This is a genomic window from Leucobacter coleopterorum, assembly GCF_011382985.1.
GTDB lineage: Bacteria > Actinomycetota > Actinomycetes > Actinomycetales > Microbacteriaceae > Leucobacter > Leucobacter coleopterorum.
Genome location: NZ_CP049933.1, coordinates 2980404 through 3003310, shown reverse-complemented (window position 1 = coordinate 3003310; position 22907 = coordinate 2980404). Strand labels below are relative to the sequence as shown.

The following is a 22907-nucleotide window of genomic DNA, read 5'->3' as shown; positions in this document are numbered from 1 at the left end:
GGGGGTGCTTTCAGAAAAAAGATGATTTACGCGGTGTAGTCGACGATCACGGGAGCGTGATCCGACCAGCGTGTGTCGTACGAGGGGTAGCGCGCGACGCGGTAGTCGGCGACGTGCTCAGCGAGTGCGGGGGTCACAACCTGGTAGTCAATGCGCCAGCCGGTGTCGTTGTCGAAGGCCTGACCGCGGTTTGACCACCAGGTATAGGGTCCGTCGACCTCGCCAGCAAATCGGCGACCGACATCGACCCAACCGTGGCCAACACCCTCGGAGCCGTCGACGCCCATCACGGTCTCGCCGCGCGGCCCAAAGAAACGATCGAAGTAGGCGCGCTCGCGCGGCAAAAACCCGCTGCGCTTCACGTTGCCCTTCCAGTTCTTAATATCGAACTCGCGGTGGCCAACGTTGAAGTCGCCGACAATAGCGACGTACTCGCGCTCTTCGATCAGCTCGTCCATGCGCACGCCCATCGCGTCAAGAAACGCCCACTTCGCCTCCTGGCGAGGCGTATCGACCTCACCCGAGTGTGTGTAGTTGCTGATGACGGTGAAGGTTTTGCCACCGAGTTCGAAGTCGGCCTCGAGCCAACGACCCGAAGACTGGATCTGCTCCTGCGCATCGAGGGCACCGAGCCCAACTCGGTGCGCGGTTGCGGGGACACGGCTCGCGATTGCGACCCCCGCGCGTCCCTTGATCTCGCAGGGGTCGTGCAATATGTGCCACTCTTCGCCGAGCAACTCGGTGATGTGGGAATCGTCGGCGCGCACCTCTTGCAGCGCGAGCACATCAACGCCGCTTGAGGCGAGCCAGTCGCCCATTCCTTTGCGGTACGCAGCACGAATGCCGTTGACGTTCACGGACGCGACACGAAGTGTTTCAGCCATGCGTTCCATCCTAGTTCCGCAGCAGCGGTCCCGCGCCAGAACCTGAGGCTAAAACACCATTGGTCGGTCGTACTCGTCTTCGAAGGTGTCACTCAGCAGAGTCGGATCGACGTCGCACACCACGGGCACGTGGTCGCTCGGTGCGTCACCTTTGCGCTCGTCGCGGTCGATCGATGCTCCTGTCACTGCGCCGGCAAATGCGCGCGATCCCATGATGAAGTCAATACGCATGCCCTCGTTCTTCGGAAAGCGCCCGGCCTTGTAGTCCCAAAAGGTATAGCCTTCGGGAGCGATGGGGCGCACGACGTCTTCAACGTAGGGGGCAAACGACTCAAACATTGTGCGCTCAACCGGCGACACGTGCGTTGACTGCCCCACGACAAAACTCGGGTCACCCATGTCGCCTTCAAGCGGGGCGATGTTCCAGTCACCCATGAGCGCCAATGGGAGCTCGGGATCCTCGGCTAACCACGCCTCGGCGTTGCCGCGGAGTGCTTCGAGCCAGCGCAGTTTGTAGTCGAGGTGAGGATCATCGAGCCCGCGCCCGTTGGGCACATAGAGGCTCCACAAACGAAGATCGCCAACGGTCACCCCGAGAGCTCGTGCTTCAAGTGGCAACCCGTTCGGTCCCTCGCCCTGAACCTCTTCTTGCCCCTTGATCAGCTTACCAAAGCCGGGCATGCCATCGAAACCGCGAGACACGTCGGTCATCTCGTGGCGGCTCGCGAACGCGACGCCGTTCCACTGGTTCAACCCGTGAATCTCGAGATGGTACCCGGCCTGCTCAAACGCCTCTACGGGAAACTGATCCGGTCGGCACTTGATCTCTTGCATGGCGAGCACGTCGACGTCGTTGCGAACGAGCCAGTCGACCACACGGCCATAGCGGGTGCGGATCGAGTTGACGTTCCAGGTGGCGATGCGCATACGAGCAAGCCTAGCCCGAGGGGGCTAACTGCTGGAACTCGGGGTGCGCTCCGGCAAGAGCTTGAGGCCCCCGGGACTGTTCGCAGTCGCAGCGAGTGCCTCGATCCAACCCCGATTAATTTCGTGTGCCTCAATTGAACTGAACTCGAACTGAAGAGCCAAACCCGGGTGCATCCAGATGCTGCGTTGCACCCCGGCGTCGTTCCAAGTAAAGGCGAAGCTTTCCTGGAGAACCAGCTTGCCGAGAATGACCGACCGGAGATGGGCGAGAACGCGATCTTCAAAGAGAAAAACCTGATTCGAACTGTAATGGAGGAAGCCCATGTTGTGTTGCCTTTCCGCTAATCCGCAGCGTGACTTTGCGCGTAGGCTTCTGCCTCGCGCTCAGAAATGACTACGAGCCCGCGAGGGGTGTTGGAGAGTTCGCCGAGCACACGAAGCCAAACGTCGCTCAGCTCGGGTGCCTTACTGCCGGCGAAACGAAACGTCAGGGGATGTTGGGGGACATCCACACAGACACACGTCCGCTCCCTCGGTCAGCGGGATTGGACCAACTCAAGAAGAAACACTCTTGGCGCCGCAGCTTTAAACTGATGGCCACCTTGAGGTGCGCAAGCACACGGTCATCAAACTCATATTCGGCGGAGGTACCGTACGCAAGATAGCCCATATTCACTATCGTGGCATAAAATCAAGCTGAGACGAAGAACTCAGACAGGACTCTCCAAGGGCCTACCCAGACCCCTCGGGTAGATTTGGCCGTTGCGAACGAGCGCGGCGACTGTCGCGCGTAACGTGTGAGGAATTCTGGATGGCAAAAAAGGACGCTGCGGCCGTTAAGCCGGCAATCGTGCGCCACGGCAAATTACGCCGCTCAAACGCTTGGGGCAACGCCCTCAGAATCCTGCTGACGACGACTCTGGTTGTCGCTCTCAGCGGAGTCGCAACCATCGCCTACGCCGTCTGGGGGACTCTCGGCCAGGTAAAGACAGTCGACATAGGCTCGGGCCCTGAGATCGTTGGCGCGAACGCTGAATCGCTCGATGGTGCAGTCACGATCCTTCTTGTGGGGTCCGATTCGCGTCAGGGGCAGAGCTTGAACGATGGCGAAGAAGGCGAGCTCAACGACGTCACGCTGATGCTGCACATCTCGGCGGACCACAAAAACGCCACTGTCGTCAGCTTTCCTCGTGACCTGATGCTGCCGATCCCGAGCTGCCCCAATCCCGATGGCGGAGACTACCCGGCAATGAGCGAGCAGCAGCTTAACAGCACGCTCTCTTACGGCGGCCTGCCCTGCACCGTGCTCACGATCGAAGACCTCACAGGCATGGATATTAACTACGCTGGGCTCATTACCTTTGACGGTGTGATTGGTATTTCCAACGCGCTCGGCGGCGTTGATGTCTGCCTGGCTCAGCCCATTGAAGACCCAGATGCTGATTTGAGTCTCCCTGCAGGCAACAACACAATCCAGGGCATGGAAGCGCTGCAGTTTCTGCGCACCCGACACGGCGTAGGTGATGGAGGTGACACAAGCCGTATCAGCAACCAGCAGATATTCATGTCGTCGCTCGTGCGAAAGCTGAAAGAGGCCGACACACTCTCTGACCCGGTGAAGGTCTTTTCGCTCGCGAAAGCCGCGGTGACGAATATGACGCTGTCGAAGAACATGCAGAGCGTTGACTTTATGCTGGCGATGGCGCGCACCGTGAAAGATATCGATCTGGATCGTGTGAACTTCGTGCAGTACCCGGCGACTGACCACCCATACGAACCGGGGCGCCTCACGCCGAATCGTGCTTCTGCTGAGACGCTGTTCGACGTGATCAAGAGCGGTCAGCCCTTTGATCTCACTGGTGTCGGCCAGGGGGTCGCCGTTGACGGTGTTGATTCATCGGGTGTGACCGCGTCCGAGGATGCTGCTGCAGCGGATGCAACCGCTACGCCAACTCCCACTGACACGGCGACGCCAACTCCCACTGATACCCCGACCCCCAACACAAATGGCAAGGTGGAGTTGCCATCTGACATCACGGGAGTGCGCCCCGACCAGAACATTTGCTCGCTCGGACGAACTGTGCGTTAACTTCTTCGCGTTCGATTTCCTGCTCGCGGGATCATCCGGTTAGAATAGGTGACGCTGTTCATTTATGGAGACGTGCCAGAGCGGCCGAATGGACTTCACTGCTAATGAAGGGTCGGGGTTAACTCGACCGGGGGTTCAAATCCCCCGTCTCCGCCAGTTGAACAGCACAGAAACCCCACTGAGGTGGGGGTTTCTTGTTTGTTCTTGTCCAGGAATACCATTGATCCATGTCCAGACCCAGGATCAGTGCCCTTGATCTCGCCGATGTGCTCATCTACCTCGTGGTGCTCGGTACTTTCACGCAGCTCTTTCCTGCAGTTATTAGCGAGTCGTTTCTTGCATCATTGCTGACTGCGATCATTCTCAAACTTGTGCTTGAGGTAGTTGTTTGGGCGAAGACCGGCATCGTTGGCAGGATCAAGGCAGCAGAGACTGGGCGTGTGCGTGTGTTGGCGGGCGCAAGCCTCTTTGTGGTTGCGGCTGGCAGCAAGGCGCTCATACTGTGGCTGATTGACATGGTGATGGGTGACGCCATCTATCTGGGTGGGTTCTTTGCTGTAACTCTGCTGGTGGTGACACTCATGGCTGCGCGGGCCGGGTTGAGAGCGCTGATCAGATAGAGGTCTGAAGAGCGGAGTGGCGGCCTCAGCGCGTCTTTGACCGCGAGGCCGCCACAATATTGGAGGGGCCCGGGGAGAGGCGCATCCTCCAGCGGAGGTGAGTTCCGAGATACCAATTGTGTCTGGGGGACCGGTTGCTCGGAATGACACCCATTTGTCTAGAAAAATAGGTGCTCATCCTCCACTTGTATTCAAGTTTGTCATCGAAGCATTGTAATCTCGCTCCTCGGTGACAAGAATCAGTACTCAAACGCCAAAATTCAGTAGTGGCTGCGCGACTTTGAGGGTTAGAACGAGATGGATGCTCCTGTCAGGAATGCACCGAGTGAGTGCCGGTTCGAGTTTGTGTGCTCTTCGTTGCAGTTTGGCCTGTAGGAGTCGCGCTGAATCACGCAGCACCTATCGCATATTGCTTCCGTAAAGCTGTGTCAACCCCTTACCGAGTTTTTTGATTCCGTGCACAATAGTCATCACGGGGAGAACCCGAAAGAAGGGGGACACACAGTCCCGGTGGATACGCTTCGAGCGAGACAGCCGAGAGTGTGGGGTCCAGGCCGGAACCAAGTGGGGGACTTGGTTCCGGCCTAATTATGTTTGAGGTGCCTAGTTGCTTGCAGCGCTTACTTGAGAGGCCTCGGAACTCGAGGCAAGAGGCAACATCATTCGGAACTCGGTTCCCTCACCAACCTCACTCGTAAATTCCATGGTGCCACCGTGTGCGATGACGATGGCCCTTGTGATGGTGAGACCGAGTCCGACTCCAGGTACCGCGTTTCTGGTTGCCGTTGAGGCGCGGAAGAACCGGTTGTAAAGCATGCCCTGTTCATCTTTTGGAATACCAAGCCCGGTATCTCGAACGTAGAGCACAACCTCGTCGGGGTTCACTTCAATCCCGCGGTCACCTGACCATCGCGAGGAGTGAATTTAATCGCGTTCGAGAGCAGATTGTCGAGGGCTTGGCCTATGCGGCCCGGGTCGACCGACATAGTGACCGGTTCTTCGGGGAGTTCCGCTGAGAGGGTGATTCCCTCTCTTTGGGCGTGCGGTGTCGCTGAACGGACAGCCGACCGCACGGATTCGCACATGTCGATGCTTTGTGGCTCAAGCGGAAAGCGCCCAGATTCGACCTGTGCTGTGAAGAGCAGGTCACCTACGAGAGAGAGGAGGCGCTGCGCGTTGCGCTCAATGATGCTCACGAACTCGTTTTGCTCGGCTGTAAGTGGTGTCTCGGGGTCGTTGCGCAGCAGGTCGATGAAGCCAATAATCGCGCTGAGTGGAGTTCGCAGCTCGTGAGAAATCATCCCAACGAAATCATCCTTCATTCGCGCGACCTCTACGGAACGCGTCTCATCGGTGACCACAAGTAAGTATCCGCGTTGTTCGCCCGTGCCACTCTTGCGAGGAGTGACCGTGATTCGAGCGGGTACGGTCGATCCACCCGCTGTGGCAATATCTATGTCGTCCTCGACCGGTGTGTCGGTGTCTGCGCGGGCAAAGAGAGCCTGTATTCCCGCGGGCATATCGACCGGGGCGTGGGGGTGACTCACGTCTGGGTGTTGATCCGCGAGCATCGTGAGCACAGATGAGGGGAAGAAGCGGTCGATCCGCACGCTGTCGAGCGCTTCCGCAGAGCTGAGCCCGAGCATACGTTCGGCCCCGGATTCCACGCCTCGATGGTGCCTCGGCAATCCGTTGCGATGACTGCCTGTGCTGTGATCGACGACCACAGGCTCTCAAACGATTCGAGCAGCGTGCGGTACTGCTGCTCACTCGTGCGTAGCTGAGTGATCATCTCGACGTTTTCGTTGAGCGCCTTGGTACGCTCGTTCACAAGTTCCTCTGCTTGCTCAGCCCGTCGACGTTGTTGTTGCGACAGCACGTTCACAATGGCGGCTGCCGCTGCGAAGACGATTGGTGCGATGACGCCTCGTAGCCAATCCGCATAGGTGGAGGGCGGATCTACGAAGTAGGGCGTCAAGATGATGAGTGAGCTCATGCAGAGGATCAAAAAAACGTAGCGAATGCCCGGTGCCGTTGCGAGCCAGACCACTGGTATGAGCACGAGTGACGCAAAAATCGACAGGCTAGCGCCTGTGCCAGCCCGCAGCATGCCAAAGCCAATGATGTCGATGATCGGAATGATAAAGACGAGGATGCCGTCTAGCCGATGTCGCCAGCTGAGGACCGCTGCGTAGGCCGTGGCAACAAAGATGACGGCCCCACTCCAGAGCGTGACCGCGAGGTTGGTGATCGGCAGATCCGGCACTCCAAAGGTGAGGATGAGCGCAACCGTCATCGCTATCGTGTTGGGCAGCTGTTTGACGAGTGGTGTGGCGCGTGAGAACGCCCGATACCAGCGGTCTTCGACGGCGCTCTCGTCCGCTGCGGTCACGGAGCTAGCCCCTCAAGTAGCTTGCGTAGATCTGCACCCGTGATCGGCTTCGGTAGAGCGGCATCGGCGGCAGGGTAGTCTCTCACGTCGAGGACGGAGCTGACGATAATAAAGCAACCGGGAAAACGCTCTCGCACGAGTCGAGCGCACTCCGTTCCGCTCATGCCGGGCAGGCGAAGGTCGAGGATCGCAATGCGTGGCTTGATGTTCACAAAGGCGGCCACGGCAACTTCTGCATTGGCTGCGCTGAAGACCTCATACCCCTGACGCTCAAGAAGGTGCCGCAGCAGTGCTGATTGATCGTCGCTGTCTTCAACAACAAGCGCGAGTGGGCGAGCATTCATCGCAACACCAACTCTCGCACGACGGCGATTGCGGCCACCACGGCGAACGCCAATAGAGCCTGCGGGATCAACCACAGCTCTTTGCGTGCGTCGCGAGTGATCTCGTCTGTGCCGTGTTTAGCATGTGAGGATTGTTCGTTCATGACACGACCCTTCCCACCTTCTCGGTCTTCACCCATGAGGCGTCGGCGCGGCGCCATTCCTTTATGTATGAGTCAACTGTAATCGCGCACAGCAGTGATCCGTATCCGAAAAAGTAAATGAGTAACCCGGTGAAGAATCGTCCCCCTGGCAGACCCTCAACGAGGCGCGCAACCCAGGCGCCCAACATAGAGATTGGCCCCCACAGATAAAGCAGAATCGTGAAGGCAAACCGGCTCTGCTCAGAGGTGTTTCCAAAGAGGTCGGTCATTGCAAGCCCGGAGGTCCTTGGGAAGATCGCGATCGTCATCACGAGCATCGCCCCGACTCCCGGAAACAGCAGAGCTTCTCGCCAGGACCTGAGGCCGTGCGCGGGATCTAGCTGCACTGAAAACCCCATTGAGAAGATGTAGGTACACGCTGCGGCGATCCAGGTGAAGCGGAAAGCAACCTCGTCGAGAGTGGTGTCCATGAGTAGCAGCGCGAGTAGCGAGAACGACGCGAGCAGCATCCACGCCGGTAGCAGCAGAATGCTGAACCAGCTCAACCCAAATGGAATGCTGCCTAGGTGATGTTTGCGGCTTGGCCGAAACCACACCCGTTTGTAGATCGAGGTCAACTGCACGTTGCCGCGCGCCCAGCGTAGGCGCTGCTTCCACAGTGCGTCCAATGACCGGGGTTCTTCCGCGTACACCTTTGCGTGCGGCTCGAACACCATACGTCGCCCATTGAGCTGACTCTCAAAGGTTGTCATTGTGTCTTCGGCGAGTGTGCCGGTGGGGATCTTGCCGCCGATGGCTTCGAGGTTGCTGCGCGAGTGGAGTTGTGCCCCGCCAGCAAGGCACGCGATCGCCCCGAGTACATTCTGTGCACGTCGTGAAGCGAGCTGGGCGATGATGTATTCCACACCGATAAAGCGGGTGAGGTAGTTGCGATCATCGCTGCCCTCTGCGATGTATGCGGTTACAGCGCCAACCCGCTTATCTGCGAGGTGGCGGGTCATTTTACGGAGCGAATCGTGCGCGAAGATCACGTCAGCATCCATGATGAGGATCGCTTCCGCCCACGGTTCCGCGAGCACACGGGAGATGCCATGGTTGAGCGTGTGCGCTTTACCCTCGCCCCCACATCGCGGCGCAGGTGAACCACACGGCCGGGGTGCTCGGCAGCCTTGTCAAGCACAACGACGGGGGTGTCATCGGTTGAGGCATCGTCGACGACGTATATGCGTAGACGCTCCGCCGGATACCCCAGGGTCAAGAGTCGATCAATGGACGCCCCAATAACCAGTGCTTCGTTCCAGGCGGGAACAATTACCGCGACATTCGGAAAGTACGGTGCGGCGCGGCGGTAATGGTTCCTCACTGAGTGGAGGGGTAATACTAAGAATTGGAGCGCGGTGTTGAGCACCGGTGTAGTGCCCAGGAACACACACACCAACAAGAAGACGATGAGTGTAACCTGCGGCCAGTTGGAGTCACCCATGGATGCTCACGGATCCCAGAATCTCGGGCACGCGGCGGTATCGGCCGACGTCTTCCGCCTTGTGGCTATCGGTTGAGGCAACCAAGGTGGCTCCGGATCGCCGCAGCGCTGCCAGGGTCGCGGGCAGGGGGCAGCCCCACTTCTCGTTGATCTCAACATGGGTATCTGTGGCCGCAGCGGTCTCGGCCCAGACCGCAAGGCGCTCGCTGCCGAGTTGACTCTCGCTGAGGCCGACCTTGGGTAGGATCGAAAAGCAGTGCGCAAGCTGGTTGCCGGGGTAGCGTCGCATTGCCTGTACCAGTGAGGTGACCAGCTCATCGAGAGCGTCTTCGGTCGACCATCCCGTTGCCAGGCGTTCCACGACGGTGCTCGGTGACAGAGGACCCTCGCCGCTGGGAAATTGGTGGTCGGCGATCAGGATGCGGTCGATCCCGGCAGGCAGCGCCGGGAGATCAAGTGCTCCAGAAACATCGAGCACCTTGGTTTCTACTCCGGTGAGAATGCTCAGTCCGTCGGGAACGGGCAACGCGCGCACCGCCGCGAGGTACTCGGGTACCCAGGTGGTGCTGCCGCGAACGTGATCGACGAGACGAACAGTGTCGAGGCCCGCCCGCACTGCCGCGACGACATTTTCTTCGAGCGTTGAAGTGGCATCATCAGAAAAAGTTGAGTGAACGTGATGGTCACCGCGCAGAAGTGCAGCTGTCATAGTTCATCCTGGTGCCCTGCGTGAGCTGACTCCAGCACTTCGTCAACCGTGATGATGACGTCCTCAAGATATCGCACGGTCGCGATCTCTGCGAACGGCACTTTCGCGGGGATGTCTCTGCCAAGGAAAAGGTCGACCACAAGCGACGGAATATCGACCCCGGCAGCGATAGTGAGGGGCAGCGCCCCCGGAAAACGAGGGTTCACTTCGAGCAGCATTGCGCGACCCGAGCGATCCCGTCGCAGTTGCACATTTGCAACGCCCACGAGACCGATGGCCTCGGCGACAGCAGCCGCCGTCTCTTGGAGCTCGGGGTCGTGCAGTGTGCGACCAGCGATCGCAACACCCGAGTCGACACGTGCACGGGTGCGAGGCACCGCCGCGACCACGTTGCCAGCTGCGTCGGCGATGACATCAACTGAGTACTCCTCGCCCGGCAGCAAATCTTGCACGATCAGGCCCTCGTCGAGCGGCAGCGCCTCAAGTGCCGCGCGATCCTGAACCATACGAATCCCACGGCTGCCTGCACCTTGGCGAGGCTTAGCAAACGCGGGGAACTCCCACTCGACAGCGAGCGCGTCTGGTCCAGCGAGCTCCGTGCGTGGAGCACGCCCTGTGTCTGCGCAGCGCTCCGCGAGGGTCAACTTGTCAAGCGAAACCTGCAGTGTCTCTCTAGAGGGTGCAGCCAACACCGCCGGCGCGAGCTCGTCGCGGCGGTCAACAACAGCAAGCAACTCAACGTCAACCGTCGAGATGACGAGGTCGAGTTGATCCTCGGCGACTATTCGGCTGAGGGCTGGCACAAAATCGTCGTTGCGGCCGGGCGGTACGAGGCGGCGTTGCTCGGCGGGTACCAGGTACAGGCCACTTGCCCAACCGTCCATGTCGGCTGCAAACACTGTGAGGTCTGCTCGCTTGAGCAGTGATCGAATCACTGCAACTCCTGCGGGGCCGCCAGCGCCTGTAACCAGTACGCGAGTGGTCATTGACTCTCCTGTCGAAGGTGCTCGCGGGCGCGAGCAAGCTCTGAGCTCTCCCGAACCACCTCAAGTGGTTCCACTGCTGTACCGCCGCCGAAGCGGGTCCAGTAGCGGGCGGTGGCCGTGACGAAGTCGGGCGCAAGATAGTCGCGGCTCAGTACCTGCGACTCGTAACACTTCAGCAACTCGAGCTTCTCATCTAAGAACTGCTCGATGCGAATAAATCGCGTTGGCCGGTAGTCGATTGTCGCGGAGGGGCTTTGATAACAGGCGACTGTGCCAATCTTGCGAGTCGCGACAATTGTTGCCTCGCTCACTGCCCGGTGATCCTGGTGCCGATCATGGCTGGAGTGCGTGTACACGATCGTCGGTTGCACTTCTTGCACAACCTCTTCGATCAGCCGAACAGTTGCACCGCCGCTTGAAATCTCAGTGTCGATCAGGTCTTTCAAGAACAGCCGTGCACCCAGCAGTTCGGCTGCCGCGAGCGATTCACCCTGTCGATCGTTTGCATTGCCGCCACGATCACCCCGAGACATTGTGAGGATCGTGATGTTGTCGCCTGCGTGGGCGTGGGCGGCGAGGATCCCGCCGGCTCCGATCTCTACGTCATCGGGATGCGCACCAATCGCAAGAACTGTCTCGGGAGTGCGCTGTACCGCACGCCGACTCCGGCCCTCGGCTGCCAGGCGTTTGACTGTTTCAATGAGGCGAGCGTTGTCGAGGGGCTTTGTGAGGAACTCGTCTGCCTGCGCCCGAAGCGCTGACACCGCGTAGTCTACGGAGACGTGCGCGGTCATCACAATGATAGGAATTCCGGGGATCTTCTGTCGCAATTCCTCGACGAGTTCGAGGCCGTTGAGTCCGGGCATTTCAATATCGGTCACCACAACATCTGGCTGGGTCTCGACAGCGAGTTTCACCGCGCTGATGCCGTCTGTTGCGACCTCTACAGTGCACCCAGCGCGACGTTCGAGCAGTGTCTTGACGAGAAGCGCAACATCGGGATCGTCATCGACAACCAGTACGTGAGGAACTGATAGTGGCATGCCCCCTCCTTCACCATCCTCTTGCGATTATTGCACAGAGGAGAACTTGGTGTTTGAAAGCTTTTATTGACGACATTTGCCCGGAACGGGTGATTTGTTTTGTCGGTTCGACCCGTGCGGCCGAGGGTTGTAACCGGGTCTCCTGCCGGGCCGTAATTCAGAGTCGGATATAAGCAGAGCGTGGAGTCGCTGTTGTCCTTTGCCGCCCTGATCATTTCAGCTGGTCCTCAGCGTTGTAAAGGAGGCAGGGGGCCCGTGACTTAACCCTGCTCGCGACGCGCCTTGATGAGGTCATGGACGGTGATCTGGTGTGTGCGTAGGCCGTAGTCTGAGGCCGTGATGCCGGTTAAGAATTGGCCGGGATCAACTTCGAGTGCCGTTGCGAGACGCACCAGGGTTTCTGCATTCGGACTTGAAACTCCACGCTCGATTCGGCCGATGCTCGTCCAGCCAATCTCAGAGAGCTCACCGAGATCTTCGAGCGATATGCCGAGCAACTGCCTTACCTCTCGAATACGGCGGCCGATTTCAACAGCTGCGACTGAGTGGGTTTTGGGCACCGCACTAGACTGCTCGAACTGGAGAATGGTTGCCAGGGAGTACATGCGCAGGTCATTTGTGATTAGGCTGTATAAGTGCTTTTTGGGTGCTCGTGATCTCGCGTATTGACGCAGTAACGCGGAGATGTCATGGCGGACACAACCTCCGCTCTCTCTGAGGCTGGCCCGCAGCATTACGGGACCACAATTCTGTTCACCCTGGGTGAGTGCGCGATCCTGGACAGTGCTGGGTTTGCGCGTTCGGCGCACTCTACGTTCCCGATTTGCGCCGAGCGAAGTGGCCGGTACTGCTAGAGCAAGTGCCCGCCGCCCGAGACCTTCATACGGTTAACCAGGCTCTTGACGTCTTGCGCACGGCTCTTCGAAGTGACGAGCAGCACGTCAGCGGTGTCAACGACCACCACGTCTTCCATGCCAACGAGGGCCACTAGGCGATCGCTCTCAGAGACAACAATGCCGCTTGACGCATCTGATAGCACCTGGGCGCCATCTCCGAGCACGGCGAGGTCACTTCCACGGCCACGCGTGAGTAGATTAGCCACGCTGGCAAAGTCGCCAACGTCGTCCCAGTCGAAGTGAGCGGCGACACACACCATTTTGCTCGCCGCAGCCGCTGGCTCGGCAACGGTGTAGTCGATGGCGATCTTTGGCAGGACTGGCCAGAGGCGCTCGCGCGCTTCTGCGCTGCGCTCAGTGCCCCACGCCGCCGCCATTTCGCGCAGCGAACGCACCATGTCTGGCTCTGCCAGCGCCATTTGATCGAGCAGCACCGAGGCCTTGGCGATGAACATGCCAGCATTCCAGAGGTAACCACCCGCCTCCAAGTATTCGCTCGCCTTCTCGGCGCTTGGCTTCTCCACAAACTCGGTGACCTCGTACACATCGAAGGGTGCGAGGTCGCCGCGAGCAGAGCCGCAGGCGATGTAGCCAAAACCAGTAGCCGGGTGCGAGGGGTGGATCCCTATTGTCGCAATGTATCCCTGGTCGGCCGCCTGCGCCGCCGTTGCGACCGCGCGCTGGAAGAGTACGTCGCCGCGAATGACGTGGTCGGCGGCGAAAGAACCGAGGATGGCATCGGGATCGCGCAGTTCGAGGATCGCTGCGGCAAGGCCGATGGCGGCAGAGGAGTCTTTGGGCTCGCTCTCGGTCACGAGGTTTTCGGGCAGTAATTCGGGCAGTTGTGCCGCGACGGAATCGCGGTGTGCGTTACCGGTGACCACCATGATTCGCTCGGGCGGTGCCACAGGAGCGAGGCGATCCCACGTTGCCCGCAAAAGGGAATCACCGGAGCCGGTGAGGTCGAGTAGAAACTTGGGGGCGTTTGCGCGAGAGAGGGCCACAGCCGTGATCCCACACCACCAGCAGGGATAACGCAGGTGAGCCGGTCGAGTGCGGAGGGGTGAGTAGTTGCCTTGGGCATAAGGGTAAGCCTAACGAGGGAGTATCTGGGGAGGCTGGGTTGGCAGCCTCCATCGCAGGGTCTTCGTGAACTCGCGAACAGTAAAAGTGCCGGTTCCCACAAACTTTGGCGGCGCCGCGGTCAATAGTGTCTCTCCCCCTTGCGCAGATGCGAGGCGATGGAAGGAGCTGGCGCACCGACAAGTGTTATGGGGGCTTCGCAAAGCGTGTGGCTCAGGTCTATGAATCGGTATTGGCTCATTTGAAAAGTCTCGCCGAACGTGTCAGAGCCCGCAGCGTGCCAAGCCTCGCCCCGAATGGTGACATAATAGGGACGCAGTGGATTCTCAACCCAAGGTTAATGTGGGTGCAACGATGCCCGCACTCCGGTTAGATTTCGCGTTGTCAGCTGTCGAGCAACAACTCGACGAAGCAGGACCAAGGAGGATGCTCGTGTCAGGCCAAACGGCAGAGGTCGCACCGGCGGCGAAGAAAAAGAGTCGCCCGGGTGGCACGCTCTATCGTGGCAACGAGGGAATGTGGTCGTGGGTGTTGCATCGCATCACCGGCGTCGCCATCTTCTTCTTTTTGCTCGTGCACGTGCTCGATACCGCGCTTATTCGCGTGAGTCCAGAGGCGTACAACGCCGTCATGAGCACCTACAAGACGCCTATCATGGGTCTCGGTGAGGCGGCTCTTGTCGCCGCGATTGTGTTCCACGCATTCAACGGAATCCGAATCATTCTTGTCGACTACTGGCGCAAGGGTGCTCAGTACCAGCGAGTGATGTTCTGGATAGTGATCGTGGCATGGGTCATCACCATGGCTGGCTTCCTGCCGCGTCACCTGATGAACGTGTTCGGTCACTAGGCGAGGGGCGAGAAAAACATGACTATGACGATTGATTCCCCGCGTTCACAGACGCCGGCAAAGAAGCGCACCAACTGGGAAAAATGGGGCTGGGTGTACATGCGCGTCTCGGGCGTGCTGCTCGTAGTGCTGGTGTTCGGCCACCTGTTCTCGAACCTGATGATCGGTGACGGTGTTCACGCGATCGACTTCGGTTTTGTTGGCGGCAAGCTCTCAAATCCGTTCTGGATGGTGTGGGACACCCTCCTGCTGTGGCTCGCACTGATCCACGGCGCAAACGGCATGCGCACGATCGTGAATGACTACGTATCGCGCCCGGGTCTCGCAAAGGCATTTAAGGTCGCGCTTTTCCTGTCGGCTGCGCTGCTGATTCTGCTGGGCACCTTTGTGATCTACACGCTTGATCCTTGCCCCGCTGGAGCGGATCCCTCGCTCGTCGCATCATTCTGCGCGACTCGCTAATCTGCGCTTACGCACCCCACCTGTACGGAAGATAGGATTCACGTGACCACCAACACCCACGAGGGCGAGGAAGTGACCGTCAAGGACGGCGTCACCTACCACCAGTTCGACGTTGTGATTGTCGGCGCTGGCGGCGCGGGCATGCGGGCCGCCATCGAGGCTGGCCCGAAGGCCAAGACCGCCGTCATCACGAAGCTGTACCCGACCCGTTCGCACACCGGTGCAGCGCAGGGTGGCATGGCTGCGGCGCTCGCCAACGTCGAGGACGACAACTGGGAGTGGCACACCTTCGACACGGTCAAGGGTGGCGACTACCTCGTTGACCAGGACGCGGCTGAGATTCTCGCGAAGGAGGCCATCGACGCGGTCATCGATCTCGAGAACATGGGCCTGCCCTTCAACCGCACCGAAGAGGGCAAGATTGACCAGCGTCGCTTCGGCGGACACACGCGTGACCACGGCAAGGCTCCCGTGCGCCGCGCTTGCTACGCCGCTGACCGCACCGGTCACATGATTCTGCAGACGCTGTTCCAGAACTGCGTCAAGCTCGGCGTCAACTTCTTTAACGAGTTCTACGTGCTTGATCTCGTTATGACCGAGGAGAACGGCAAGAAGCGCCCCTCGGGCGTCGTCGCCTACGAGCTCTCCACGGGTGACCTCCACGTCTTCCAGGCCAAGTCGATCGTGTTCGCGACCGGCGGCTTCGGCAAGATCTTCAAGACAACATCTAATGCGCACACCCTGACCGGTGACGGCGTCGGCATCATCTGGCGCAAGGGTCTGCCGCTTGAAGACATGGAGTTCTACCAGTTCCACCCGACGGGCCTCGCGGGCCTCGGCATCCTGCTGACGGAGGGCGCCCGCGGTGAGGGAGCGATTCTGCGTAACGCGAGTGGCGAGCGGTTTATGGAACGCTACGCGCCGACCATTAAGGATCTGGCCCCGCGCGACATCGTCGCCCGCTGCATGGTGCAGGAGGTGCTCGACGGACGCGGTGCTGGCCCACACAAGGACTACGTCTATCTCGACTGCACCCACCTCGGTGCAGAGGTACTTGAGACCAAGCTGCCCGACATTACCGAGTTCGCCCGTACCTACCTCGGTGTCGATCCGGTCACCGAGCCCGTGCCAGTCTTCCCGACCGCGCACTACGCAATGGGCGGCATCCCGACGAACAACGACGCCGAGGTGCTCAGCGACAACGACACGGTCGTTCCCGGCCTCTTCGCCGCTGGTGAGTGCGCCTGCGTTTCCGTACACGGTGCAAATCGCCTCGGCACCAACTCGCTGCTCGACATTAATGTCTTCGGAAAGCGCTCGGGCAACCGTGCCGCTGACTACGCAAACAGTGCCGAGTTTGTAGAGCTGCCCGCTGATCCCTCGAAGGAGATTCGCGAGCTGGTCGAGCACTTCCGCACCGGCACCGGCACCGAGCGGGTCGCAGACATCCGCAAGGAGCTACAGGAAGCGATGGATCGCGGCGCCCAGGTGTTCCGCACCGAAGAATCGCTGACCGAGGTGCTCGGGGTGATCCACAACCTGCGCCAGCGCTACAAGAACGTTGGGGTTCAGGATCGCGGCAAGCGCTTCAACACCGACCTGCTTGAGGCGATCGAACTCGGCTTTTTGCTCGATCTCGCAGAGGTGCTCGCCTACACGGCGCGTAACCGCAAGGAGAGCCGTGGCGGTCACATGCGCGATGACTACCCGAACCGCGACGATGAGAAGTACATGCAGCACACCATGGCGTACCTCTCGGGCGATCCGCACTCCGCGGATCCCGAGGACCACATTCGTCTCGATTGGAAGCCGGTTGTGTTTACGAAGAACGACAAGGGCGAATTGAACTACCCGCCTATGGAGAGGAAGTACTAGGCATGAGCACCGCTACTGCTGAGGCCGCGACGACGGCCGCGCCCGACGCACCCAAGCCGTTTACTGTCACCCTCCTCATTCGTCGCTACAACCCAGAGTCGGAGCGCGACGCGTACTGGGAAGACTTCGACGTCGAGATGTATCCAACGGACCGCATCCTTGACGCTCTACACCGTATTAAGTGGGATGTTGACGGCACGCTCGCGTTCCGTCGCTCCTGCGCACACGGCATCTGCGGCTCCGACGCGATGCGCATCAACGGCCGCAACCGGCTCGCGTGCAAGACCCTGATTAAAGATCTCGACATCACGAAGCCGATCTACGTTGAGGCCATCAAGGGTCTGCCCCTTGAGAAGGACCTCATCGTCGATATGGAGCCGTTCTTCGCTTCCTACCGTGAGGTGCAGCCGTTCCTTGTCGCGAACTCGAAGCCTGAGGCCGGCAAAGAGCGTATCCAAGACATCGCGGCGCGCGAGCGTTTTGACGACACCACAAAGTGCATTTTGTGCGCAGCGTGCACCTCGTCATGCCCCGTGTTCTGGACGGACGGTCAGTACTTCGGCCCCGCCGCCATCGTCAACGCGCACCGCTTCATCTTCGACTCGCGCGACGACAACGCGCAGGTGCGCCTCGACATCTTGAACGACACCGAGGGTGTGTGGCGTTGCCGCACGACCTTTAACTGCACCGACGCCTGCCCCCGTGGCATTCAGGTGACCAAGGCGATCGCCGAAGTGAAGGCAGCGATCCTGAGTGGAAAGACTGCATAGTCTGCACAACTTGCGTGTGGGCCGCTAGCATTGCCACATGACGACGCCCCGACTTTCTAAGCGCCAATCTGGTGAGGAGACCGGGGCGTCGCGCGTGTCTGCGGCCTTTACAAAAGGCAAAGGGTTCTGGGGTCGCATGCAGCGTACGAGGCCGCTGCGAACTTTTTCGCACTTCACGAATGTCGGCGGCAACGTACTCACGAGCGGCATGAGCTACCAAGCGCTGTTTGCGGTGTTCGCTGCGCTCTGGGTGGGGTTTGGTGTGCTCGGGATTTGGCTGCGGGATCGCACTGAGTTGCTCGAATCCATCGTCATGCAGATCAACACCTTTATTCCCGGGCTGCTTGCAGAGAGTAACGAGCGTGGGGCCGTGTCCCTTGATGTGCTCCTTGGTGCACGAGCTCTTGACTGGACAAGCATCATTGCCGGAGTGACGTTAATTTGGGTGGCGCTGAACTGGTTCACCGGTACCCGTCGCTCGATCCGGATCATCTTTGGACTTGAAGTCAAACAGTACCGCAGCGCGCTGCTGCTGAAACTGCGTGACTTGATGCTCGCGATGGGGTTTTTTCTGGCCATTCTGGTCTCTGCGGCGCTCACGGTACTGAGCTCGAACTTCACCGAAAGCCTGTTTGCTTGGCTGGGGCTTGACGCCGACAGCTGGTTCTTCGGTGGTCTCGGTACACTTGTTCGCTACAGCGCGATGTACACGTTTGACGTGCTAGTGCTTATCGCGATGCACCGCTTCCTGGCCGAGGTGCAGGTGCCCAAATGGTCACTTCTGCGTGGGTGCGCCCTCGGCGGAGTAGCGCTGCTTGGGTTGAAGATTCTGGGAACTGCTCTGCTCGGCGGAGCATCAAGCAACCCCCTGCTTGCTACTTTCGCGGTGATCATCGGCCTGCTGCTCTGGTTCAATTTCATCTGTCGAGCACTGCTGTTGACGGCCTCTTGGATTGCCGTCGGGCAAAACCCCGAGTTCGGGATGCCAGTTGAGGGGGCGAGCATCATTGAGTGAAGCAAAACGGGTGGGTATAGACAAGGTCGAGTCCTTTGACATGGTCGACCTCATTACCAAGAAGCGATTCGCGGAAGCGCTTGATTCGAGTGAAATCGAGTGGCTCATTGACGCCTACGTTCGTGGCGCGGTCGCGCCCGAGCAGATGAGTGCGCTGCTGATGGCCGTGGTGATTCAGGGCATGGACCGCGGCGAGATCAAGGCACTCACGACGGCGATGATTGCGAGCGGTGAGCGCATGAGTTTTTCGGGCCTCGGGCGACCTGCGATCGACAAGCACTCGACGGGCGGAGTTGGAGACAAGATCACCCTCCCGCTCGTACCTTTGATGGCTTCGCTGGGAGTCGCAGTGCCGCAGCTCTCGGGGCGGGGCCTCGGGCACACAGGCGGCACGCTCGACAAGCTCGAGTCGATCCCGGGATGGCGTGCTGCCCTTTCGAACACAGAGATGGAGCAGGTGCTGCGCGAGGTGGGGGGCGTGATTTGCGCTGCGGGATCGGGGCTGGCCCCGGCAGATCGGGCCATGTATGCCCTGCGCGACGTCACGGGCACCGTCGCTTCCGTTCCGCTCATTGCCTCATCAATCATGAGTAAAAAGATTGCTGAGGGGGCCGATGGACTGGTGCTCGACGTGAAGTTTGGATCAGGGGCCTTTCTCGCCTCGATGGCAGACGCCCGCGAACTGGCGGAAACGATGGTGCGCTTGGGACAGGATTCGGGCATGCGCACGGTTGCCCTGCTCACCGACATGGATGCTCCGCTCGGACGAGCCGTTGGCAACGCGAACGAGGTGCGTGAGTCGGTGGAGGTGCTCGCTGGTGGTGGTCCGAGCGACGTGACCGAGCTGACGCTCGCCCTCGCCCGCGAAATGCTTGAGCTTGCGGGGCGGGGCGATGTGGATCCCGAGCCTGCGCTTGCCAACGGCACAGCCATGGATGCCTGGCGCCGTATGATTCTTGCCCAGGGCGGGGATCCCGATGCACCGTTGCCGGTTGCACGTGAAACGGAGACCGTGCGGGCTGCCGCTGACGGAATTGTGCAGCATGTTGACGCGCACAAGGTGGGTGTAGCGGCCTGGCGTCTGGGCGCTGGCCGTGCGCGGCCCGGGGACTCGGTCGATCACGCTGCCGGTGTCGAAGTGTTGGTCAAGCCGGGGGAGCGGGTGCGCGCCGGTGATCCGCTGTTTGTGGCGGCCAGCGACAACGCTGGGCGGATGGCCCGGGGACTTGGACTGCTTGGTGAAGCGGCGGAAATTGGGGGGAGTGTTCCTTCGAGTCGCCCGTTGATCGCGGGCCGGGTGGCCGGCGCTGCTTGAAACGAATGGTGGTGCCGTGTTGCGGTTACCGCAACCGGCAAACTGACACTACCGAATTGCGGGCAGCGCAAGCGTCGGCACGCCTCAGCAGCACGCCACAACAACTCTGGCAACGGCTTTGCCAAAGCCCTGGACTCTCAGGTTCTTCCTGAGGTTGCCCTGCCGTTTGGGGTTTGGCTGGGGCTGCTGTTTCAGCGAGCCGAAATCAAGCTTCCTCGTGGTGCAAGTCCACCGTGTCCACCGCGTCCCAAAACGCTGTTGTGTGAGCCCAGATCAACCCTATGAGTGGGCGTACGGTTGATCTGCGCTCACACTACGGTTGCACCTTACAGCGAGTTGTGACCGGGCATCGTAAGTCAAAAACCACCAGGGGCCTTGCTCGTTAGGATGGCGACACGCCTCAACCACCGGCCTCAGGAATGCCCTGCTGGGCTGCACCGGTGTGTATGAATGCTGCTATTCTATGAATGGATTTTGTTGTTTCGTAGAGACGAGGTAGTTCAACGATGCAGTATCCTGCCCAGAGTGCTGGTGGTTTGTTTGACGCCTATCAACGAACCTAGCAGCCCGCATCCGCTAGCGCTTCCACAACCGTAGTTCCACCGGTGCTGTACCTTCCTGTGAGGGAGTTGCCCGAGGGAGGGCTTATCGCAGAAGTACACCAGACCACTGATGAGCGAGGTGCCCTTCTTGTATTTACGGCGTTGGATCGACTGCTCGACGCGTGTGGTAAAAACCAGCCCTGGAAATTGATCGAGACAGTTGCGCTTGACTCGATTCAAGAGACGCAACCGTTTGACATCGTGGCGTTTGATCCTGAGCTGCCGAGAAATCTTCTAGCTGATGGGAGGATCGCATGAGTGGCGGCAAGATCGATATTGACCTGGCGGGTATTAAGAATCAGCTGAACACGTTCTCCTACATTGTTGGTGATCTGAAGGGAGCCTTGAGCGGGTTTCCCACTGCGGCTGATGCGGGGTCAGCGTCGAGCGAACTTTCTGCGATTGGTGCCGATCTGAAAGCAAAAGCGGAGCGGGTTGTTTTTGCTGAGGAAGGGCTCAGCGATCTCGTGCTTGAGGTTGCGAATGATTTGCTCTCGGGTGATGAAGAGGCCGCAGACGTGTTCAAGAAGCTGAAGGACGTGTTGCCCGATGGTTAAACCACTAAGCTCTGCCGTGTTTGCTTCGAGCGGGCCTATCGATTTGAAGATCGTGGGGCAGGTTGCGGCGCTATATGACCTTTCTCGCAGTATGTCGACGATTCATGACAGGCTCGATGACGTCGCGAATCGGCTGGGGATTATTCCTGGAAATATGACTTTCTTCTGGGAAGGTGAGTCTCTCGACTCTTTTACGTACGCTGCGAGCCAGCACGCAGACGCGATCAAGGTCATAGCCAGTTTTGCGAAGGATGCTTCTTCGGTGACCGATGCGTACGGGGGCTGATTGAGCGGGGCCGAAGCCAGTTTGCTGATTATGCGGATGCAGCGAAGAAAGCAGAGTTGAAGGTCACCGAGGAATGGTATATTCACCCGCCGACAGCTCCCGATATGACGGCCTGTTTGGCCGATGGTTCAGATCAAGCGGCCAAGAAAACGTATGCAGAACAGGTCGAGCTGTTCCGGGAGCTTCAGGGCTTGGTAGCGACGTGGAGAACGGACCTTGAAAAATGGATTACCGATTATTTTGGTCCGTTGCTTGAGCGTGTGGGGAGCTTGATGTGGTGGAGGATTTGGCGAAACATCTCCGTGATTCTGGGCTTTCGACTTGGGATGCTTTGGCAGAAGAGTCGGATCGGCGGGTGAGTGAGGGGTTGTCTCACTTTCTGGATAAGCAGAAGGAGTATGAGGATCGGTGGCAGGAGCATCAGAAGGATGGTCGGTCTGGTGATCCAGCCAGGAATGCGCGGGGTGAAACCTACGATGAGGATGCACATCGCAAGGCCCGTAACGGTATTGATGCAGAGATCAAGAAACTCGGCGTAGGTGACTTTTTGTCGAAGGGTGGCAAAGCTGCGGGTGCGCTTGGGGGCTGGCGGCGGCTGTGTATGACATTTATGACGGGGAGTCGCCGTCGAAGGTCGCGGCGGGTGCTGTTGGTGGGTTGGCTGGTGGGGCTGCTGGTGCTTGGGCCGGAGGAACCGCAGGAGCCGCCGCAGGAACGTTCCTTTTCCCAGGGCTAGGCACAGCGGCAGGTGCAATCGGTGGGGCTGCTGGAGGTTTTATCACCGGAGCCTTTGGGGGTACTGGGGTGGCAAAGGAGGTGAAGCTGCTTGGGAAGGCTGGGTCTCATTGCGCAGCCGCCAAGCTATCGATGAGGGACTAGCCGGAAAGTATCGAATATCTCCGACTATCGACCCGCGCACACGCGATGATTGGGAGACATACGGAAGCTATCGATGATGAGCGCTAGGACGCAATTGAGCAGTATTCGCCTAAGTGAAAAGTGTCAAAAAGACGACGTAGAAAACGTTAGGGCTGGGTCTCACTCGCTTCAAAGACGATTAGCTGTGTGTGGCGGACTAATTGTTTTTATTTTCATGTTACTAATCACTCTAATATATGCGCCACCTCCATCTTTTTTTTATGGTTTTTTTGCATTAACCATCGTTTTCTGCATATGGTGCATTATTGCCGTCAGTATCGTCAGCTACTTTGACCCTAGAACGGGGGCAATTAGATATCGCATGGTATCGCAACTTACTTGGGTTTCTCAGATCCCGCTCGTCAACCAACTCGTGTCAATAGTGTCCGCAACACTTGTAATGACGTTTGCGATTTATTGTGCAATTTTTGTCGCTGGAGGACTTGTGCGTGATGGCGGGAATCTGTTGACGGCCGCCCCTCGTTCGGCATGGCTGTTTGGCATCGCTTTTCTTGGGCTGAGCGTGTTCACCTGGAGAGAGGTCTACCGGGGATCAAAACAAATGTTGGTGTTCGCTTTGCGGCAGATCGTGTTGGTGTTAATCATGGACGCGAGGACTGCTTCTTACGCTGGAACCAGATCAGTAACATCACTGTTGA

At 59.2% G+C, this 22907-nt stretch carries 27 protein-coding genes, 1 tRNA gene and 2 pseudogenes; 14 read left to right on the top strand and 16 right to left on the bottom strand.

Translation table 11 applies throughout. The features are described from left to right. Positions 1-26: 26 nt before the first annotated feature. From G7066_RS14100 to G7066_RS18115, 5 genes are read right to left on the bottom strand one after another with little or no spacing between them, the layout of a single operon-like run. Entirely contained in the window at positions 27-884 is an 858-nt protein-coding gene (locus G7066_RS14100) for an exodeoxyribonuclease III (RefSeq protein WP_166331668.1), read from the bottom strand. Positions 885-932: 48 nt separating this feature from the next. Beyond that, positions 933-1811, bottom strand: a complete 879-nt coding sequence (locus G7066_RS14095) for an exodeoxyribonuclease III (protein ID WP_166331667.1) — start codon at positions 1809-1811, stop codon at positions 933-935. Between the two features lie 24 nt (positions 1812-1835). Next, positions 1836-2135, bottom strand: a complete 300-nt coding sequence (locus G7066_RS18120; RefSeq protein ID WP_482793358.1) for a DUF7882 family protein — start codon at positions 2133-2135, stop codon at positions 1836-1838. A 17-nt stretch (positions 2136-2152) separates the two neighbouring features. Then, entirely contained in the window at positions 2153-2323 is a 171-nt protein-coding gene (locus tag G7066_RS17615; protein ID WP_341873812.1) for a DUF7882 family protein, read from the bottom strand. After that, positions 2299-2481 carry a DUF7882 family protein gene (locus G7066_RS18115; protein ID WP_482793357.1) on the bottom strand — a complete coding sequence of 61 codons (183 nt, stop codon included), beginning with the start codon at positions 2479-2481 and terminating at the stop codon, positions 2299-2301. The genes G7066_RS17615 and G7066_RS18115 overlap by 25 nt, the downstream gene beginning before the upstream one ends. A gap of 141 nt (positions 2482-2622) precedes the next feature. Here G7066_RS18115 and G7066_RS14085 point away from each other — a divergent pair, with 141 nt between their 5' ends. From G7066_RS14085 to G7066_RS14075, 3 genes are all read left to right on the top strand, one after another. Continuing rightward, positions 2623-3900: an LCP family protein gene (locus tag G7066_RS14085; RefSeq protein ID WP_166331666.1), complete on the top strand. Its 1278-nt coding sequence runs from the start codon at positions 2623-2625 to the stop codon at positions 3898-3900. Between the two features lie 66 nt (positions 3901-3966). Next, positions 3967-4056: transfer RNA gene (locus G7066_RS14080), tRNA-Ser, on the top strand. 71 nt (positions 4057-4127) lie between these two features. Next, entirely contained in the window at positions 4128-4520 is a 393-nt protein-coding gene (locus G7066_RS14075; protein WP_166331665.1) for a hypothetical protein, read from the top strand. Positions 4521-5123: 603 nt separating this feature from the next. Here G7066_RS14075 and G7066_RS16600 read toward each other — a convergent pair. From G7066_RS16600 to G7066_RS14030, 11 genes and pseudogenes are all read right to left on the bottom strand, one after another. Then, positions 5124-5405: a sensor histidine kinase gene (locus G7066_RS16600; RefSeq protein WP_244303038.1), complete on the bottom strand. Its 282-nt coding sequence runs from the start codon at positions 5403-5405 to the stop codon at positions 5124-5126. Next, positions 5402-6067 carry a sensor histidine kinase gene (locus G7066_RS16595; RefSeq protein WP_244303037.1) on the bottom strand — a complete coding sequence of 222 codons (666 nt, stop codon included), beginning with the start codon at positions 6065-6067 and terminating at the stop codon, positions 5402-5404. Before G7066_RS16595 ends, G7066_RS16600 begins: the two co-directional genes overlap by 4 nt. Next, positions 6064-6912 (bottom strand): hypothetical protein, encoded by an 849-nt coding sequence (locus G7066_RS16590; protein WP_244303036.1) that lies wholly within the window; start codon positions 6910-6912, stop codon positions 6064-6066. The genes G7066_RS16595 and G7066_RS16590 overlap by 4 nt, the downstream gene beginning before the upstream one ends. Next, positions 6909-7256, bottom strand: coding sequence for a response regulator (locus G7066_RS14065; RefSeq protein WP_166331664.1), 348 nt, complete (start codon positions 7254-7256; stop codon positions 6909-6911). Before G7066_RS14065 ends, G7066_RS16590 begins: the two co-directional genes overlap by 4 nt. Beyond that, the gene (locus G7066_RS14060) at positions 7253-7399 is read right to left on the bottom strand and encodes a hypothetical protein (RefSeq protein WP_166331663.1); all 147 of its coding nucleotides are present in this window, start codon (positions 7397-7399) and stop codon (positions 7253-7255) included. The genes G7066_RS14065 and G7066_RS14060 overlap by 4 nt, the downstream gene beginning before the upstream one ends. Beyond that, positions 7396-8882: pseudogene (locus G7066_RS14055) on the bottom strand (glycosyltransferase family 2 protein). The gene G7066_RS14060 and the pseudogene G7066_RS14055 overlap by 4 nt, the downstream one beginning before the upstream one ends. After that, positions 8875-9591, bottom strand: coding sequence for a PHP domain-containing protein (locus G7066_RS14050; RefSeq protein WP_166331662.1), 717 nt, complete (start codon positions 9589-9591; stop codon positions 8875-8877). The pseudogene G7066_RS14055 and the gene G7066_RS14050 overlap by 8 nt, the downstream one beginning before the upstream one ends. Then, positions 9588-10577 carry an ATP-grasp domain-containing protein gene (locus tag G7066_RS14045; protein ID WP_166331661.1) on the bottom strand — a complete coding sequence of 330 codons (990 nt, stop codon included), beginning with the start codon at positions 10575-10577 and terminating at the stop codon, positions 9588-9590. The genes G7066_RS14050 and G7066_RS14045 overlap by 4 nt, the downstream gene beginning before the upstream one ends. After that, positions 10574-11620 carry a response regulator gene (locus tag G7066_RS14040; RefSeq protein WP_166331660.1) on the bottom strand — a complete coding sequence of 349 codons (1047 nt, stop codon included), beginning with the start codon at positions 11618-11620 and terminating at the stop codon, positions 10574-10576. Before G7066_RS14040 ends, G7066_RS14045 begins: the two co-directional genes overlap by 4 nt. Before the next feature lie 260 nt (positions 11621-11880). Further along, the gene (locus tag G7066_RS14035) at positions 11881-12180 is read right to left on the bottom strand and encodes a helix-turn-helix domain-containing protein (protein WP_166331659.1); all 300 of its coding nucleotides are present in this window, start codon (positions 12178-12180) and stop codon (positions 11881-11883) included. A 290-nt stretch (positions 12181-12470) separates the two neighbouring features. Continuing rightward, a pseudogene (locus G7066_RS14030) lies at positions 12471-13600 on the bottom strand (mannose-1-phosphate guanylyltransferase). A gap of 431 nt (positions 13601-14031) precedes the next feature. On the opposite strand from G7066_RS14030, the gene sdhC reads away from it, so the two are divergent. From sdhC to G7066_RS13975, 11 genes are all read left to right on the top strand, one after another. Then, positions 14032-14448, top strand: coding sequence for a succinate dehydrogenase, cytochrome b556 subunit (sdhC, locus tag G7066_RS14025; RefSeq protein WP_280116176.1), 417 nt, complete (start codon positions 14032-14034; stop codon positions 14446-14448). An 18-nt stretch (positions 14449-14466) separates the two neighbouring features. Continuing rightward, positions 14467-14910 (top strand): succinate dehydrogenase hydrophobic membrane anchor subunit, encoded by a 444-nt coding sequence (locus G7066_RS14020; protein WP_166331657.1) that lies wholly within the window; start codon positions 14467-14469, stop codon positions 14908-14910. A gap of 42 nt (positions 14911-14952) precedes the next feature. Continuing rightward, positions 14953-16785, top strand: a complete 1833-nt coding sequence (sdhA, locus tag G7066_RS14015) for a succinate dehydrogenase flavoprotein subunit (RefSeq protein ID WP_166331656.1) — start codon at positions 14953-14955, stop codon at positions 16783-16785. 2 nt (positions 16786-16787) lie between these two features. Beyond that, positions 16788-17555, top strand: coding sequence for a succinate dehydrogenase iron-sulfur subunit (locus G7066_RS14010; protein WP_166331655.1), 768 nt, complete (start codon positions 16788-16790; stop codon positions 17553-17555). A gap of 37 nt (positions 17556-17592) precedes the next feature. Then, positions 17593-18570: a YihY/virulence factor BrkB family protein gene (locus tag G7066_RS14005; protein ID WP_166331654.1), complete on the top strand. Its 978-nt coding sequence runs from the start codon at positions 17593-17595 to the stop codon at positions 18568-18570. A 40-nt stretch (positions 18571-18610) separates the two neighbouring features. Continuing rightward, positions 18611-19885 carry a thymidine phosphorylase gene (locus G7066_RS14000; RefSeq protein WP_166332090.1) on the top strand — a complete coding sequence of 425 codons (1275 nt, stop codon included), beginning with the start codon at positions 18611-18613 and terminating at the stop codon, positions 19883-19885. A gap of 605 nt (positions 19886-20490) precedes the next feature. Further along, positions 20491-20745 carry an SAV_915 family protein gene (locus G7066_RS13995; protein WP_166331653.1) on the top strand — a complete coding sequence of 85 codons (255 nt, stop codon included), beginning with the start codon at positions 20491-20493 and terminating at the stop codon, positions 20743-20745. Then, positions 20742-21044: a hypothetical protein gene (locus G7066_RS13990; protein ID WP_166331652.1), complete on the top strand. Its 303-nt coding sequence runs from the start codon at positions 20742-20744 to the stop codon at positions 21042-21044. Before G7066_RS13995 ends, G7066_RS13990 begins: the two co-directional genes overlap by 4 nt. After that, positions 21037-21330 (top strand): hypothetical protein, encoded by a 294-nt coding sequence (locus tag G7066_RS13985; RefSeq protein ID WP_166331651.1) that lies wholly within the window; start codon positions 21037-21039, stop codon positions 21328-21330. The genes G7066_RS13990 and G7066_RS13985 overlap by 8 nt, the downstream gene beginning before the upstream one ends. 56 nt (positions 21331-21386) lie before the next feature. Beyond that, positions 21387-21689, top strand: coding sequence for a hypothetical protein (locus tag G7066_RS13980; protein WP_166331650.1), 303 nt, complete (start codon positions 21387-21389; stop codon positions 21687-21689). Continuing rightward, positions 21686-22066, top strand: a complete 381-nt coding sequence (locus G7066_RS13975; RefSeq protein WP_166331649.1) for a hypothetical protein — start codon at positions 21686-21688, stop codon at positions 22064-22066. Before G7066_RS13980 ends, G7066_RS13975 begins: the two co-directional genes overlap by 4 nt. The last annotated feature ends 841 nt before the right edge of the window (positions 22067-22907 follow it).

What these genes read in the sequence shown, in the direction of transcription:
- G7066_RS14000 (WP_166332090.1), top strand. Translation starts at nt 18,611, where the DNA reads ATGGTCGACCTCATTACCAAGAAGCGATTCGCGGAAGCGCTTGATTCG.
- G7066_RS14095 (WP_166331667.1), bottom strand. Translation starts at nt 1,811, where the DNA reads ATGCGCATCGCCACCTGGAACGTCAACTCGATCCGCACCCGCTATGGC.
- G7066_RS14085 (WP_166331666.1), top strand. Translation starts at nt 2,623, where the DNA reads ATGGCAAAAAAGGACGCTGCGGCCGTTAAGCCGGCAATCGTGCGCCAC.
- G7066_RS14060 (WP_166331663.1), bottom strand. Translation starts at nt 7,399, where the DNA reads ATGAACGAACAATCCTCACATGCTAAACACGGCACAGACGAGATCACT.
- G7066_RS18115 (WP_482793357.1), bottom strand. Translation starts at nt 2,481, where the DNA reads ATGGGCTATCTTGCGTACGGTACCTCCGCCGAATATGAGTTTGATGAC.
- G7066_RS13990 (WP_166331652.1), top strand. Translation starts at nt 20,742, where the DNA reads ATGAGTGGCGGCAAGATCGATATTGACCTGGCGGGTATTAAGAATCAG.
- G7066_RS14065 (WP_166331664.1), bottom strand. Translation starts at nt 7,256, where the DNA reads ATGAATGCTCGCCCACTCGCGCTTGTTGTTGAAGACAGCGACGATCAA.
- G7066_RS14050 (WP_166331662.1), bottom strand. Translation starts at nt 9,591, where the DNA reads ATGACAGCTGCACTTCTGCGCGGTGACCATCACGTTCACTCAACTTTT.
- G7066_RS14040 (WP_166331660.1), bottom strand. Translation starts at nt 11,620, where the DNA reads ATGCCACTATCAGTTCCTCACGTACTGGTTGTCGATGACGATCCCGAT.
- G7066_RS18120 (WP_482793358.1), bottom strand. Translation starts at nt 2,135, where the DNA reads ATGGGCTTCCTCCATTACAGTTCGAATCAGGTTTTTCTCTTTGAAGAT.
- G7066_RS14010 (WP_166331655.1), top strand. Translation starts at nt 16,788, where the DNA reads ATGAGCACCGCTACTGCTGAGGCCGCGACGACGGCCGCGCCCGACGCA.
- G7066_RS14045 (WP_166331661.1), bottom strand. Translation starts at nt 10,577, where the DNA reads ATGACCACTCGCGTACTGGTTACAGGCGCTGGCGGCCCCGCAGGAGTT.
- G7066_RS14005 (WP_166331654.1), top strand. Translation starts at nt 17,593, where the DNA reads ATGACGACGCCCCGACTTTCTAAGCGCCAATCTGGTGAGGAGACCGGG.
- G7066_RS13985 (WP_166331651.1), top strand. Translation starts at nt 21,037, where the DNA reads ATGGTTAAACCACTAAGCTCTGCCGTGTTTGCTTCGAGCGGGCCTATC.
- G7066_RS14020 (WP_166331657.1), top strand. Translation starts at nt 14,467, where the DNA reads ATGACTATGACGATTGATTCCCCGCGTTCACAGACGCCGGCAAAGAAG.
- G7066_RS14100 (WP_166331668.1), bottom strand. Translation starts at nt 884, where the DNA reads ATGGCTGAAACACTTCGTGTCGCGTCCGTGAACGTCAACGGCATTCGT.
- G7066_RS14075 (WP_166331665.1), top strand. Translation starts at nt 4,128, where the DNA reads ATGTCCAGACCCAGGATCAGTGCCCTTGATCTCGCCGATGTGCTCATC.